We start from the raw sequence: 16,329 nt of genomic DNA, 5'->3' as shown, positions 1-16,329 counted from the left end.
TTCATATTAGGAGGTCTATACAATGGAAACACCAAGTAAACGTCAGACTGCCCACATCATTTCCCATACCCACTGGGACCGGGAATGGTATCTACCTTATGAGAAACACCACGTGCGCCTAGTTCAGTTGGTTGATTCATTACTAGATAAGTTGGATGGGGATAGCGAATTTAAAAGTTTCTTCCTCGACGGACAAACGATTATTTTGGAAGATTACCTTCAGGTTCGCCCTGAAAATCAAGAGCGTCTGCAGAAATATATTACAGAAGGCCGTCTTCTGATTGCACCTTGGTACATCCTACAAGATGCATTCCTGACAAGCGGGGAAGCGAACGTACGCAACATGCAGATCGGTCATCAGGACTCGAAACGATACGGGGAACCATCCAAGATCGGTTATTTCCCGGACACCTTCGGGCTCGTTGGTCAGACCCCGCAGTTGATGCAGCAATCCGGGATCACGAACGCCTTTTTCGGACGAGGTGTGAAACCGACGGGATTTAATAATACCGTATCCGATGGCGGTTACGAGTCTTCTTTCTCTGAACTCATTTGGGAAGGGCCCGACGGATCGAAAGTGCTCGGGATTCTGTTTGCCAACTGGTATTCGAACGGAAATGAAGTGCCAGTCGATGAAGCTGAAGCGAGATTATTCTGGGAGCGGAAGCTGGCTGATGCGGAGAAGTTCGCATCTACAAGTGAGCTGCTGTTCATGAATGGTTGCGATCACCAACCTGTCCAACTTGATTTGCCGGAAGCGATCGAAACCGCTAGAAAGTTGTATCCGGATATCGAGTTTGTTCATTCAAACTTTCCGGATTATCTTAAGGCAGTAGATGGAGCAATGGATCGTAGTAACTTATCGTCTGTAAAGGGCGAGCTACGAAGTCAACGCACGGACGGATGGGGGACGCTAGTCAATACGGCATCGGCCCGGGTCTATTTGAAACAAATGAATCAGGAAGGACAGGTCTTGCTGGAGAAGGTGGCAGAGCCACTTGCTTCGTTCGCTCAATTGCTGGGTAAGGACTATCCGCATCATTTGTTCACCTATGGATGGAAGACACTGATGCAGAACCACCCGCATGACAGCATTTGCGGATGCAGCGTAGATGAAGTACACCGCGAAATGGTTACCCGCTTTGAGAAAAGCCGCCATGTAACGGAGACCATTGTTGACGATAGTAAGCAAGTCATCGCATCATCTGTGGACACGTCTGGTTTTGCTAAATATGGTGAGGATGTGCTCCCGCTTGTAGTCATGAACATGACTGGCTGGAAGCGCACCGGTACAGTGAGCTTAGAGCTCGACGCAGCGCGCCTGTATTTGCGGGAAGACTTCACTCTGGAAGAAACGGCTCGCCGTATGAAGGAGCTCGACTTGAATGGTCGCGTACTCGTAGATGAACAAGGGGATGCCTTGGCATGCACGGTGAAGGATTTGGGTCTTCAGTTTGGCTACGACTTGCCGGATGACAAGTTCCGCCAGCCGTATATGTGCCGTCGGGTAAGACTTACCTTCCAATCAGAGGAAGTTCCTGCGCTGGGTCTTCGTTCATATGCTTGGGTCCGTCGTGCAGACGGAACATTGCCTTTAGCGGCAGATTCTTTACTTCAGGGAGAACGGATACTGGAGAATGAGGCACTTAAGGTAGAGATCCAAGAGGATGGTTCATTTACACTGAATGACAAAAACAGTGGTATGACATACCATGATCTTGGTGTGTATGAGAACACCGGTGATATCGGTAACGAGTATATGTACAAACAGCCGGAGAACGAACAGGCTTTGACGACAAAAGGACTTAAGGCGAACATTTCCGTGCTGGAAGATACATCTTATCGGGCCTCTGTGGAAATCAAACATGACTGGGAAATTCCAGCTTCGGCAGATGAGAAGTTGGACGAGGAGCAGCGGGCATTGGTGTACTATCCAGAGCGCAAAGCACAGCGTAGCCACCGCACAGTCATGTTGAAGCTTCGCACCGTAATCAGCTTAGAACGTGGCGGTAAGGGCTTGCACATCGAAACGACGATAGATAATCCTGCCAAGGACCACCGAGTTCGTGCGCTGTTTCCGACGGATTTAAACGCCACCATGCTTCATGTAGATTCCATGTTCGAGATTCCTGAGCGGGATATCGAGCCGGCTACAGAGTGGGTTAATCCAAGTAACACGCAACATCAGCAGGCTTTTGTGGATATCAGTGATGAGAAAGCGGGCCTAACGGTCGCTAACTTTGGATTGAACGAATATGAAGTGCTTCGGGATGGTCGTAATACCATTGCGATCACGCTACTACGTAGTGTGGGCGAACTCGGAGACTGGGGGCTATTCCCGACACCGGAAGCGCAATGTCTCGGGGAGCATACCGTACGTATGGAGCTCATCCCACACAACGGCAATGGTATGACTTCTGGCGCTTATGCTGAGGCGTACCAATTCCAGATTCCTTGGACAGTGTGTCAGACAGATGTCCATGAAGGAGTGATCGCTCCTGTATATACGCCATTCGAATGGGAGAACAAGGAACTTGCATTTTCTTCGCTAAAAATGAACGAGGCTACTGGAGACTTACTTCTTCGCTGGTATAATATGAGTCTGCAGAAGACAGACCTTAGTTTTAGTTCGACTATTCCGCAGCAGTATTTCTACAAGACGACGATTCTGGAAGAGGAGAGCAATCCAATCGCAAGCACGGCGAACGGCAGTTTGTCCTTACAGGTGGGTCCTTGTGAAATCGTAACGGTGGGTATTCGACGATAGAACGAGGGCAATATTATCATTTAAGAGAGACCATAAAGAGGGGCTATTCCAAGTCAGTGAACATGACGAGGATTAGCCCCTTTTTATTGATTTAAGATTCATTAATCTTTATAACAATGCGGTATGATTTATACTTCATTCCAGATCCGGTTAACGTTATTAAAGGCAATCTGGGTTCCTTTTCGGCATTCTTCCATACCTTCGTATTCAATAGACATGTATTCGTCATAACCGGATTGTTTCACGATACGCAGAATTTCATATAAATTGAGGTCTCCTTGACCGGCGATCGCTCCGCGGAGGAAGTCTCCGGATGCACTCTTGAACCAACCTTCGCCTGGATTGCGATAAGTTGGACGGATGTAGAAGTCTTTAATATGCACCATCGACGCGTACTTCATATTATTTTTCACGGCTGATATCGGATTTTCATCCACACATACGAAGTTACCAACATCAAGCGTTGTTTTAAAGTTTGGACGGTCTACAGCGTGAATGAGAGCTTGCACACGGTCGCTAGCTTGAACGTAATAACCGTGATTCTCTACGCTCGTTGTAATCCCATATTGCTTGGCATGATCAGCAATACGTTGACAAGCATGGGCGATGCGCGCTAAATCTTCATTGAAACGGGCAATAGACGTATCCTTGCGAGAAGCAACATCATGGCGCATCAGTGTGGTACCAAGGCGATGGACGCGATCTACCTCGCTCATGACACGCTGAATTTCAGCCTCATAAGCTTCCTCTGTATCCGTGATGAAGTTCGCTCCGATAGCATAATTGGAAATGGCGATACCTACTTCGGCCGCTTTCTCGCGAATTTGATCTTCTAATTCTGGATTAAGGTTGAAATCGAATCCAAACGGAACGATTTCGATATGCTGAGCGCCAATGTCGGCTACCCAAGAAATAACGTCCTGAATGCTCATGTTATCTGCGGCCATTGCTTGATACAAACTATATGAACTAACTCCTAATTTCATGATGACTGCTCCTTTGTTAATATAATGTTGACTTAACTCCGATATGATTGAATGAAAGAGACCGCTTTACGTATATCTTCTTCTGGATTAGTTCCGACTTCTCGTTCAATCGTTAAATAGCCGTTGTAACCAATTTGCTGAAGGGCTGCGAAGTAGGATTTGAAATCAACTTTGCCTTCACCAAGTGGAACTTCCTCAAAAGCGGCACCTGATGCTGCCATTTCAGCGATTTTGGCATGATCCATTGCACCATACCCGAGATAACCATACACATCTCTCGGATCGACAGGACGCAGACGTTTGCCATCTTTGACATGTGTATGAACGAGGTAGTCCTTCAGAGTCTTGACACCTTCGACCGGATCATCTCCAGTGACCATGACCATATTGGCTGGGTCGAAATTGACGGAGACACCATTGGTATGCAAAGTATCAAGAAAGCTCTTCAGATGAGCAGCTGGTTCTGGACCAGTCTCAATAGCGTAATATGCATTCATGCTCTTCGCATATACACCAAGTTCGTCGCATGCACGTTGCATCGAGTCATAAATGCGACCGTTCTGGTCATCCGGGACAATACCGATATGTGTTGTTACGATGGAACTACCAAGTTCCACAGCCAAATCAAGAATCCGTTTAGATTTTTCAATTTTGTCCGGATTTACCTCCGCATCTTGGAATCCATGACCAGCCAAATCTCCACAAAGCGCTGAAATTTCAAGTCCGAGTCCTTCAATATAACTTCGAAGTTCTCTGCGTTTGGTAACAGTTAATGTCGCAGGGTCCATTTCGCCGGATACGGCATAAATTTGAACACCATCTGCACCCACGTCTTTTGCCTTCTTCAGACCTTCTAGCACGCCAACACCAAAGCTATCCACCATGACACCGATTTTGTTATTAAGGTTCATCTCAGTTATTCCTCCTTTATACTAGAATTGAATTTCTTTGCCTTCAGCAGCTGATTGATAAATAGCGTTCAGTATTTTGATCATTTCTACGCCATCCTGGACGGGACTGTTTGTTTCGATAATACCTAGGCAGCTGTCTACAAAATGATTGATCTCATTCTGGAAGCTCCCTTGGAAATCAAATGCAGGATCGGTGATCTGTGGATCGATATTAATGATTGTGTTGTGTTGTTCCGTGACGATTGACAATTGAGGTTCGACTTCCGCACCACCGTTCGTGCCGTATAGATTAACTTGGGCCGAATCCTGCTTGGCATGGAGTGAGAAACTCACATCTACCAATAGGGAAGCCCCATTCTCAAAACGGACCAGCGCATTTGCCATATCTTCTACGTCGTTACGTGTTGCATCATAATCAGCCGCTTTATAGAAATCATAACTCTCAATATTGGAACGGTTACCAAGTTTAGCGTAAGTGTTACCACTGACTGATTTTACTTTCGGTTTGCCCATCAAATACCAGCACAGGTCGATGACATGTACGCCGATATCGATAAGTGGTCCTCCACCCGAACGTTCTTTGTCGGCGAACCATCCACCCGGGTTACCGAGACGGCGAATCATGCTGGCCTTGGCGAAGTAGATGTCACCGAGATCGCCGGCATCAATAAATTTCTTTAACACAGCAATATTAGAAGCATGACGACGGACATAACCGACCTGAAGCATTTTACCAGTCTTCTGAACAGCCTCTTCGATTGTAAGAGCTTCATCCACAGTTTTGCATAGTGGTTTCTCGCATAATACGTTCTTATCTGCTTTAAGGGCGGCGATACTTATTTCTGCATGTGTATTATTCCAGGTGCAGATGCTGACCGCTTGTACTTCCTTGTTAGCAAGTAGTTCATGATAGTCGGTATATACATGAGGGATGTCATATTTCTCTGCTGTTTTACGAGCTCTCTCTTCGTTCAAATCGCAGACTGCCCACAGTTTCACTTTCGGATTAGCTTGATAGGCAGTCAAGTGGGATTCGGAGATCGATCCATTTCCGATAATACCAATTTTGATCAGAGTCATTGTGTACGCTTACATCCTTTCGTTATCCATGCAATTTTGATACAATTAGATCAATATTGTGCACAGATATGTTTTATTTGTTCATCTAAGATTAATTTAACATAGTTGTTTAAAGGGGAGAATGGTTAGGATGACAAAATATATGGATTATATGATCAGTTCTCATCCGATCCGAGTTTTTAATCCGATGGTAGATTCGAGCAAAAAGAAAATCAGGTCGCTTACCGTTGTGAATGCAGGACATTTACCCGCAAGGACACTCCAGAGAATAGATGCCGATTTCAAATCTTGGGCTTTCGTTATGATTTCGGGAGGTGCAGGTTATTATCAGGTAGATGGAGGAGAACGACAGGACGTTAAAGAGGGAAGTTGGTTCTGTTTATATCCTGGCGCTATTTTTAATTATGGTCCGCATAAGGATGGGTACTGGGATGAGTATTATTTTACCGTGGAAGGAGTTAGAGTAGCTGAATGGCTGGAGAATTGGCTCCTTGATCCTGCTCTAATCAAGCAGGCCGACATGGATGAACCACTTATTCAAAAGATGGAATGGATGTTCATGCTCATTGACAGTGGTGTCCCGAGCAATCAGGATCGTGCATCGATGATGCTCGAATCTTTCTTGTATGAACTTGTCGCTCAAGCGGATAAGAGTGAAGCAGGTAACCGGGGGAATCAAGTTCTAAAAGTCATCGACGATATCTCACGTTCACTGCACATATCACAGGAGCCTGCGGATATGGCAGCAAGACACCACATTTCAGTGTCAACGCTGCGCAGAATCATTCATGATTATACGGGATTTCCTTTAAATGAATTTCTGCACCGCCTCAAAGTGGCAGAAGCAAAGAACATCCTACTGAACACCGAGTTGACCGTCAAGGAAGTAAGCGAAGCGCTCGGTTATAAAGATATGTTCTATTTCTCACGTGTATTCAAACGTATAACGGGCTTTTCTCCGAGGAACTTCCGGGGTAGAGTCGGTCAGTAACGCCTTTTTGAATATCTTCATTATAGACAGTCGTATCAAGAGCAACAAAACATTGATTTCAGTGATAAATAATTGCCCAGACCTATGATCATGGACTGGGCAATTATTGTGTTGTCTCTATAAAATCTGAGAAAGCTTGCTGTTAGATGATGATAAAGTAGGAGAGAATAACTCTTGAAATCAGGTTACAGCGATGGGACAGATGCTGATTCGAAAGTGCTTGTATTTAGATGTTTTAATTAAATATTTCCATATGATAGAATATATGCAAGCTTATCTCTTAGGTAAGTTGAATATATCGTTCATAGGAAGTGAAACCAAAGATGATTGATATTCATACGCATATATTACCTGGAGTAGATGATGGAGCGAAGAATTGGAATGACACATTGAATATGGCTAAGGCGGCCGTTGCAGAGGGAATCACAACGTTGATTGCAACACCGCATCACGCCAATGGGAAATATATGAACACTGCAATTGAAGTTATAGAACGAACACGACAAATCAACGAACAGTTGATCGTAGAGGGTGTGCCTATTACGATTCGGTCAGGACAAGAGATTCGGTTGCATGGTGACTGGCTAGATTCTTGGTATAGAAAGGAGTTACTTCCTCTAGCAGACTCACGTTACGTGCTGATAGAGTTGCCGTCCTCTCGTATACCGAAAGAGTTGTATGAACTAATCTATGAGCTGAATATATTAAATATGAAGCCCATTATTGCTCATCCTGAACGTAATGCAGAGATTATGAAGCACCCAGATCGACTTGCTAATCTCATTGAGAGAGGTGCTTGGGCACAGGTTACAACCCATTCCTTACTAGGTGGCTTTGGTAAGAGAATCGAGAAATTGGCTTGGACACTTTGCAAAAGGGGTCTCATTCATATCGTATCATCGGATGCCCATCATGTGGAGCGTAGAGGATTTCGCTTGCGTGAAGCCTATAATGTTATCGGTGATGTGATGGGGGAGCAGTGGCAGAACTATTTTTTAAATAATGCGCAGTGTGTGATTGACGATAGACCTTTTGAGATTCAGCCAGTCGAGAAACCTTCATCCGGCGGTATACTGCACCGCTTAGGTTCCTATTTACGAAATCATTAGCTTAATGCTGTGATCATGTACACATGGTCGACTTTCTTTGTTTAAGGAAACGATGATGTCAGAAGTGCGATTAATAATATGTATCAGTTTGTCTCATTTGATTCATACTATGACCGATACTGACATATGGGGGAAAGCGATTGTGAGGTTGCATTTGATCGTGGCTATTGTATTTGTATTTCAACAATTATTCCCTCTGGAACCTTTGGTTATTGAGGATCAAGGACAAGTTATAGGAGAAGTGAATCACTCGGCATACACGATACCCATTCCCGGAGTACCACTTGTTGATGATATCAAATTAAATGCTCTAATGGATGACCTAGCTAAGCAAGTATATTTTGCGCCTACGAATGCTGTAATTGATGCGGGAGGCAGAATTATATCTGAGCAAGCAGGTAGAGCACTTAACAGGACTCTAATTAAAGAAAAGCTTTATAGATATATTATAGAAGGTAACATCTCTAGATTGGAAGTACCTTTGCAACGTGTTCATGCAAGAGTGGATAGCGAGTTGTTGCAATCCATTATGGAAAAGAAGATTGGGAACTATTTTACATATTACAATTCAAACAATAAAAATCGTTCACACAATATAGGATTAGCAGCCAAAGCCATTAATAATACGGTTGTGTTTCCAAATGAGACATTTTCGTTCAATGCGGTGGTTGGTAAACGAACGAAAGAGAAGGGGTATTTACGTGCTCCCATTATTGTAAGGGGAGAAGCATCCGAAGACATTGGCGGAGGGATATGTCAGATCTCATCGACACTCTTTAATGCGGTAGATCGTGCCGGTCTTGAGGTCATCCAGCGCTATTCCCATAGCAAGAGTGTTACCTATGTACCACCTGGCCGAGATGCAACGGTAAGCTGGTATGGACCGGATTTTTCTTTCAAAAATAAATATAATCAACCGATTCTTATACGAGCCTTCGCGCATGGGGGGCAGGTGAGCATCATCATTTGTTCATCTGATATGGTTAATGACAAACGAAGAGAAGTACCTAGCGCATCTAAAAAAATGCCAGAGGAGATCGCGAAGGACTTAAATGCTAACCATATGTGAAATGGTGTAAACCAACTAACCATCAAAGAAACAGCTTGTGAATGTCATTCATATGATTGATCGCCATGTCGTATCCATGCTGGTAGGTATTTCTGAGTACATGGATATCCTTTTCGAAGCTATTAAGTGATTGCTTAGGACGAAAGATAATGGCTTGCCCGTCTTTCTCTAATTGTTCACAAAACGCTACGGTTTCATTGTACTTATCGTGTCTTGTTAGCAAGATTTCCTCTAGATTGGGGTATTTACGCTTCAATAATTTGCCGACCATCGCATTTTCCTTGCTGAGTGGTTTAACATAACCTTTCGGTTGAGTCAGAACGATAAGATGTTTGTTGTTACCGTCCGTAATAGCTTTGCGAATTGGGATTGGGTCGCTCAGGCCTCCGTCATAATATTTGGTTCCGTTTATTTCAATGGCAGGGAAGAATAGCGGAAGAGCACAGGTAGCGCGTAACATCGTCCAATGTTCATCAATATCCAGTCCGTTCATATATTCTGGTGTTCCTGAATGGGCATTGGTAACTCCTACAATAAGTTGACCCGGATAGGTGTTGAAAGTTTCAGTATTAAAGGGAAGTAACGTATTGGGGATCTCCCTAAATATAAAATCCAATCCAAATAAGCTGCGACTGCGAAGAAAATTATGTACGCCAATATAACGCTTGTCATGGCGGTACTTTTCTAATATATCTAAATTTCTACGGTTTTGTTTGGAGATATAAGAAAATCCATTGCTGATTCCAGCAGAAACACCGATACAATAAGGGAACATCACTTCATGATCTAGCAGTGCATCCATCACACCTGCACTGAATATAGGACGAAGGGTACCACCTTCCAGAATTAAGCTTGGCATGTATAATCACCTCTCAGATTTCATTTGTGTTCATATGGATGGATATTAAATTGCACTGAATACTATGTTGATATTAACATATCACAATTCAGACTTTATAGAAATATTTGGTTTAAATTGGAAGCGATTACTATACAATATGCAATATGCGCTTATAGGTTATTTAGATTTGGAGTGAATATTCAGCGAGTTGCAACAAAACAGGCTGTAGAATCAAGGTTTCCCCTGATCCACAGCCTGTTAATTTTTTCTTATTTTGTATTTACAGATTTAAACCAATCATTTACTTCTTTTGTAACTTGTTCCCCGCCATTTGCTTTCCAGCTAGCAACAAAATCGTCGAAAGCATCTACTGGCAGTTTGCCATATATGATTTTGTTGAAGGTTTCCAGCTCAGACTGGGCTAGAAGGTTCCACTTCGAAATCATCGTTGGTGTCGAAGCACCTGTAAAGTAGTTTTGCTTGCGAACGTCCTTTTGGGACATGACGATTTTCGCAGCAGCCCAGTTTTCAGGTTTGCGGAACTCTGCAAGCTGCTTCTCATAAGGTGTTTCTGGCTTTTTGCCATCCGCAAGGTCAACCAATGTTTTCATATAAAGATCTGGAATCCGCCCAGGTGCGGTGATAAATGTGAAGTCAACTTTATCTTTGACGACAGTTGGTTTTCCGTCCACCATGTTCCAGTCGTACCCTTGAGCAAAGCCGTATTCGTATTTGCTCCCTGCTGTTGGGTTAGCCATGTTGTCTAGCAAATAGTTGTAATAAAGGAAAAATGCTTCCGGATTTTTAGCATCTTTATTAATCATGAAGCTACTGTTTACGCCAGAATTTTGCCATTTTGTTCCTATATGTCCATCTGGTCCAGCTGGAACCGGATATCCTTTATATTTCGATCCTTTGACGTTTTTCTGCAAATCTGGAGCTGGCCAATCTGGAACCCAGTTTGCTCCTGGGAGAATACCTGCATTTCCTTTTGTCCAAATTTCCGCGGCTTTATTCTCATCCCACAAAGCCGAATCGGGATGAATATAACCTTTGTCCATCCATTCTTGCAGCTTAGCGAGCGCTTGCTTAGCTCCAGGATTCGTCGAACCATATTCGAGATTCCCAGCTGCGTCCTTATTCCATTGCTCATGGACCGTTCCGTATGCCCCGAAAAACCAATCGAGCCCACCTAACCATGTGTTTGTTTTACTTTTCAAGGTAAGAGCGAGTGGATAGACGTCCTTCGGAGCAAGCCCGTCTGGGTTCTCATTCTTGAATTTGTCCATCACATTCTCTAATTCCGCGATCGTCTTGGGTGCAGGAAGATTTAGCTTTTCCATCCAATCTTCGCGAAGCCATAACAACGTATTGTCATTGTCTGTATATTCAAGAATTGGCACGTTGTATTTCTTGCCATCCTTCATGAAAGGGTACCACAGTTCCGGATGTTCTGTAGCATGGTCTTTCCAAATTTGATTGGCGTACTTATCAAATAACTGATCGATTGCAAGGAACTGACCGGAATCGATCAGTTGGTTGGTCAAGATAGGGTCGCCTGGTACGTATACGAAATCAGGCATCTTCTCGCCTGAAGCAATAGCGAGCTGAAGTTGTTGCTTATATTGATCCGCGCTGGATGGGTACCAGGTATCCTTGTGCTTCATTCCTAACTGCTCTAACATCCATTTGTCGTGGACATTGTTTTCTCTGGTGTCGCCGTTGATGTATTTCTTCGGTGCGGCGAACATAACGACAGTGCTGATATCGATCGGTGGATCGTATTTACCTTTGGCAAAGGCAGCGTCAGATGCACTGACTTCAGTTGAAGCGGTTTCATCTTTCTTTACGTCTTTATTAGACGTTCCACTACAGGCAGTAACCAAGACGAGTGAACTGATCATGAGCAACTGCCATGATTTTCTGATTTTTTTCATTTGTTATTCCCCCTACTGTGTGTGATCTCTACAAGTTTTACTTTATCAATGATTGGGGGAGGGCATCTATATGAGATTATTAGTTTTCATAGGACTCTGTCATGCTATTTATTACTGTCTCTATATTCCTGCGGGGTTACCCCAAACTGGCGTTTAAACACTTTTATAAAGTAAGCAGGATCCATATATCCAATCTCCAAACTAATTTCATATATCTTTTTGTTGGTCGTTTTGAGCTTATGGCAAGCACGATCCATTCGAAGATGTGCGACATAATCGCTTATTCCTTCACCGGTTTCAATCTTATAGATTTTGGATAAGTGCGTTGGATGCAGATTCACATGGTCAGCTAATACACGTAATGAAACATCGAGATGCAAATTTTTGTCTGTGAACTCTTGAATTTGCTTCACATATAGGGATCGGATGTCTTTGATTTCATTTGAAGTTCCATCTTTCAACTTGCCAAGTACACCGAGAGACCACGTTCTAAGTTTACTGATGGAGGAGAAGGCATCTCCGCTCTGCAATGGTTCAATATCCGTTCCAAGCAAACTAACGAGCGTATGACCATTTCGGTGTGCGAGATGAGTGAAGGAAGCAGATATTAAAAAACCAGCCTCCATACAGTGCTCCCAAGATTCTGACCATTTGTCATCTAGCTCTTCACACACTGCGAGCAGTTTTTCTTCTGCTGTATCCCAGCGTCCTGCTTCGAGCAGATTGATTAAAGAAGGAGGAACGTAGAGAGCACTCAAGGGCCCTTGGGTGGGCGTATGTTCATGGTCACTAACTCGCATGACGAATTCTCGTTCGTCTCCCACAATTTGTCGGAAATAGGATGAAGCCTGTCGGAAACGTTCTGACAGCTGCTCTGGAAATTGGAACCACTCCGTTATGACAATGGATAGGGATCCTTTCAGGAATTGTTTCACTTTATATTGAAGCTGCGAAGATAGCTTCTCCAAAATGGTTTCTTTCCCTATCTCTGAACCATCTTCTTTGAACTGTAGTAAGAACACAAGATACCCATGCTCCTCCTTGACGCCCCAGACTTCCATAAATTCGCCCATAATCTCTTCGGCCATGTTGATGATTGCATATTCGATCAACGGCTGCCCGTTGTTTCTATATTGTCCGAATTCTTCTTCCATTCGAACAAGCAACAAGGAGCAGTCGCCGTAGTGAAACGGTAATCCGTAACTCTCAAGTTTCCGGCTCAATTCGTCGGCTGGCATTCGATGTCCCCGCAATGCGTCAAGAAGTAGCTGACCACGTAGAAGGGGCAGGTTTTCCCGAAGGGTATATTGGGTGCGTTCGAGGGAACTTATGGTTTCCCATTCCATATTCAATTGTTCGATCGCAGTTTTGACTGCATCGAATAATTCGTTATCTGTCGGTGGCTTGAGTAGGTAATCCACTGCTTTATGCTGGACAGCTTTTTTGGCAAATTCAAAATCTGAATGACCGGATAAAATAATGCATTTGATTCGTTTATCATGTTTTCGAATTCGCTCTATTAACTCAATTCCCGTCATTTCGGGCATTAGAATATCTGATATTACAATATCGATAGGATGCGTATCGATGATTTGAAGCGCCTCATGTGCGGAATAAGCTTTGTGTACATGTTCGATTCCAAGTGTGTGCCAGGGCTTGTGCATGGATAGGTTGTCTACCCAGTGAGCTTCATCGTCAACGATGATCATCTGCATGTTTGTATGTCTCCTTGTTGTATATCCCAGTGATGAATGGATAAATGTGATGTTCTACTCATGATGGTATCTCCCAAATAATCTCCGTCCGGAATCCTCCCAGAGGGGATTGTGTGAAATAGAGATAAGAATTAGTTCCAAATTGGTGAATGATCCGTTGATTGGTATTCCAAAGGCCACAGCCCATGTCTTCCTTCAATGGCTCTTGCATCTTAAGATTTAATGCTGCTTGCTGATCTGGATTTAACCCAGGTCCATCGTCATCGATGTACACTTTGCAATAACCATTTGACATCTCACCAACGATCCGAATTTCGCCAGATGTATATGACTTCGCTACACCATGAATGACGGAGTTCTCCACAATAGGCTGTAACATCAAGCGTGGGACAAATTGGGTCCTCATGTCATCTGGAATATCAATATGATAATCTATTCTACCGTTGCGAAGTTTTTGGATATCCAAATAGTTGATGAGCAGTTGAATTTCTTCGTGTAAGCTAGCCGTTTCTCGTTCCATTCGCGTTGTATAGCGGTAGTAAGCGCTTAAGTTGTATGCCATGGAGACGACAGCTTCCTCATCCTTCATCTGAGCCATATTAATAATATAACCGAGACAGTTGTAGAGGAAGTGCGGATTTATTTGTGCTTGCAACTGCTTCAACGTTGCTTCCCTTGCACGGATTTTCTCATTAAACACATTCTCAATTAAGTCCTGAATTTGACGTGACATATCATTAAATCGATGAAATAGAAATGAAAACTCATTATGATTTTTGGTATGGAGCCTTACAGAATAGTCTCCGCGTTGAACACGACGCAAACCGTGAACCAGTTTTTTAATTGGACTTTGAACGTTTCGGTATAACAAAATCGATGCTGAGATACCTACCACAAGAAGCAAGCACATGGAAAAATAGAATAAATTACGGCTGAATGACATCGGTCCTAATATCTGATCGAGTGGAACAACATCTATCAAATGCCAATCCAAATTGGAAGATTTAACAGAACTAACAAAATAATTTTTTCCATCTAACTTCACGACATCCTGCGTTGTGTTCTCCGGTGACTTTCCATCCAAATAACGTATCAATTCGCTCGTAAGCTGCTTGTCCGCACTACGGTTCAGGATCGGAGTATTACCTTTGTGATAAAAGAAAGGATCACCCTGTCCGCCCGCTTTATAGGTATCTAACATATTTTGAATGTTCTCATAACTGAAACTGGCTTCTATCACTAGACTGCTACCTGTCAGCTTACCTTGCTGAACTAAAGTATCGCTATAGAACCAATAAAAGGCCTTTAGTTCGTCAGAGGAGTGGGTTCCATCACCGTACGTCCATTTCCCACTGATATTTTTTCTTAAGTAATCCTCATCATATTGCTGTGATTGATTGTAATTAGAAAGGACATCTTTGTTCTGCTGAGAATGAACGGCGTATCTGGCAGGCCATATATTCATCACTCCGGCTTGGAGGACCATTTTTTCCTGAATCACGTATCGGGTCTGCATGCGGTCATAACGGTCTTCCCAGATGTTTAGACCGTTGAACTTCCGAACATTCGGATCTTTGGAGAAAATATGACTGAAATCCATCATTTGATTAATTCGCGAATCAATTTGACTAGATAAAAATGTGAGTTGTTTGGTGTTAGACATCTGCAACTCTTTACTTACAACATCATACGTGACGTTATTTGAATACGTATACACGATAATGATGGGTATAAATAATACTATAATTAAACCGTTCATTTTGGCAAATAGACTAAACCTGGTTCGAGCCTTTTCTTTAAGAAAAGTAATACCTCTCTGTAATTGCATAATTTTTCCTCCTGACTGATATCCCCTAACAAAACCATATCAATCCTAATAATGTTATATAGTCAGTTCGAAGACATGCTTGATACTATATATATCAGAGATTCTTATGACATACAAAATAATTTTTAAAGGGGAGAGAGCTATGGAAGCGAAAACTGTACAGCCGGTGAACCTTGAAACTACCCGAAGTATAAAAAGAAAAAGAACTTATAAGCAACCATGGATGCTGCATTTTATGGTATTACCAGCGGCCATTTTAGTATTTATTTTTTCTTATATTCCTATGACAGGTATCATTATGGCATTTAAAGATTATAAACCCGCATTAGGCATAGTCGATTCTCCGTGGGTCGGCCTGAAACATTTTAGATACATGTTTGAAAATGACTATTTCATGCAAATAGCGTGGAATACCTTGTTTTTTGCTTGTTCGAAGATGATCATGAATTTAATTATTCCATTCCTTTTCGCATTATTATTGAATGAGGTAAGGAAGATGGCGCTCAAAAGAACCATTCAAACGCTTGTCTACTTGCCACATTTTCTTTCATGGGTAACCCTTTCAGGAATTCTAATTGATATGCTCGCCCAGACGGGGATCGTCAACCAGTTTATTTCAAATGTGTTCGGTATAAAGCCGATTTTCTTTTTAGGAGACGGTAATTGGTTCCGATTTACCATTATCTTTAGTGATGTCTGGAAAGAATTCGGGTTCAATACAATCATCTTTCTGGCAGCACTCTCTGGTATTAATCCATCGCTATACGAAGCAGCCGAGGTCGATGGAGCTACCCGTTGGAAGCAGACGATGCATATTACGATCCCTTCCCTTATACCCATCGCTATCGTTATCGCAACCTTAGCATTAGGTAATGTGTTGAATGCGAACTTCGATCAGGTATTCAACTTGTATAGTCCTTTGGTTTATCAACAAGGAGATATTATTGATACATTCGTGTACAGAGAAGGTCTTCTTAGCGGGCAGTTCAGCTTTGCAACTGCGGTCAGTCTAATCAAATCTGTCATTAGCTTAATCTTAATCGTTATCTCTTATCGTCTCGCCTATAAATTTGCCGGGTATCGAATATTCTAGAA

The 16,329-nt window shown here is 42.9% G+C and carries 12 protein-coding genes; 5 read left to right on the top strand and 7 right to left on the bottom strand.

All coding sequences use genetic code 11. From position 1 onward, the window contains the following. Nucleotides 1-22 precede the first annotated feature (22 nt). Nucleotides 23-2,767: an alpha-mannosidase gene (locus PGLA_RS25925; RefSeq protein WP_068538091.1), complete on the top strand. Its 2,745-nt coding sequence runs from the start codon at nt 23-25 to the stop codon at nt 2,765-2,767. Between the two features lie 128 nt (nt 2,768-2,895). On the opposite strand, the gene PGLA_RS25920 is transcribed toward PGLA_RS25925, so the two are convergent. The 3 genes from PGLA_RS25920 to PGLA_RS25910 are packed head-to-tail and all read right to left on the bottom strand — an operon-like array spanning nt 2,896 to nt 5,744. Further along, complete coding sequence (locus PGLA_RS25920; protein ID WP_068538090.1) at nt 2,896-3,753, bottom strand: sugar phosphate isomerase/epimerase family protein; 858 nt, start codon at nt 3,751-3,753, stop codon at nt 2,896-2,898. Nucleotides 3,754-3,785: 32 nt separating this feature from the next. Next, nucleotides 3,786-4,664, bottom strand: coding sequence for a sugar phosphate isomerase/epimerase family protein (locus PGLA_RS25915; RefSeq protein ID WP_068538089.1), 879 nt, complete (start codon nt 4,662-4,664; stop codon nt 3,786-3,788). A 21-nt stretch (nt 4,665-4,685) separates the two neighbouring features. Further along, nucleotides 4,686-5,744: a Gfo/Idh/MocA family protein gene (locus PGLA_RS25910; RefSeq protein WP_068538088.1), complete on the bottom strand. Its 1,059-nt coding sequence runs from the start codon at nt 5,742-5,744 to the stop codon at nt 4,686-4,688. 130 nt (nt 5,745-5,874) lie between these two features. On the opposite strand from PGLA_RS25910, the gene PGLA_RS25905 reads away from it, so the two are divergent. The 3 genes from PGLA_RS25905 (at nt 5,875) to PGLA_RS25895 (ending at nt 8,913) form a co-directional block, all read left to right on the top strand. After that, complete coding sequence (locus PGLA_RS25905) at nt 5,875-6,735, top strand: AraC family transcriptional regulator (RefSeq protein WP_068538087.1); 861 nt, start codon at nt 5,875-5,877, stop codon at nt 6,733-6,735. Between the two features lie 323 nt (nt 6,736-7,058). Continuing rightward, complete coding sequence (locus PGLA_RS25900; RefSeq protein ID WP_068538086.1) at nt 7,059-7,844, top strand: tyrosine-protein phosphatase; 786 nt, start codon at nt 7,059-7,061, stop codon at nt 7,842-7,844. A 109-nt stretch (nt 7,845-7,953) separates the two neighbouring features. Further along, entirely contained in the window at nt 7,954-8,913 is a 960-nt protein-coding gene (locus tag PGLA_RS25895; RefSeq protein ID WP_145939684.1) for a VanW family protein, read from the top strand. Between the two features lie 22 nt (nt 8,914-8,935). Here PGLA_RS25895 and PGLA_RS25890 read toward each other — a convergent pair whose 3' ends face one another. From PGLA_RS25890 to PGLA_RS25875, 4 genes are all read right to left on the bottom strand, one after another. Then, the gene (locus tag PGLA_RS25890) at nt 8,936-9,772 is read right to left on the bottom strand and encodes a patatin-like phospholipase family protein (RefSeq protein WP_068538085.1); all 837 of its coding nucleotides are present in this window, start codon (nt 9,770-9,772) and stop codon (nt 8,936-8,938) included. Between the two features lie 251 nt (nt 9,773-10,023). Beyond that, nucleotides 10,024-11,691 (bottom strand): type 2 periplasmic-binding domain-containing protein, encoded by a 1,668-nt coding sequence (locus tag PGLA_RS25885; RefSeq protein ID WP_068538084.1) that lies wholly within the window; start codon nt 11,689-11,691, stop codon nt 10,024-10,026. A 104-nt stretch (nt 11,692-11,795) separates the two neighbouring features. Beyond that, a complete protein-coding gene (locus PGLA_RS25880) occupies nt 11,796-13,406 on the bottom strand; it encodes a response regulator transcription factor (RefSeq protein ID WP_068538083.1) in 1,611 nt (536 codons plus the stop codon). A gap of 58 nt (nt 13,407-13,464) precedes the next feature. Beyond that, entirely contained in the window at nt 13,465-15,234 is a 1,770-nt protein-coding gene (locus PGLA_RS25875) for a sensor histidine kinase (protein ID WP_068538082.1), read from the bottom strand. 142 nt (nt 15,235-15,376) lie between these two features. Between PGLA_RS25875 and PGLA_RS25870 the strand changes: the two genes are divergently transcribed. Beyond that, entirely contained in the window at nt 15,377-16,327 is a 951-nt protein-coding gene (locus PGLA_RS25870; protein WP_068538081.1) for an ABC transporter permease, read from the top strand. Nucleotides 16,328-16,329: the final 2 nt, after the last annotated feature.

The organism is Paenibacillus glacialis (assembly GCF_001637205.1).
GTDB classification, from domain to species: Bacteria; Bacillota; Bacilli; order Paenibacillales; family Paenibacillaceae; genus Paenibacillus_AQ; species Paenibacillus_AQ glacialis.
Note: the sequence above shows the minus strand (reverse complement) of the source record. Positions and strands in the feature narration are given on the sequence as shown.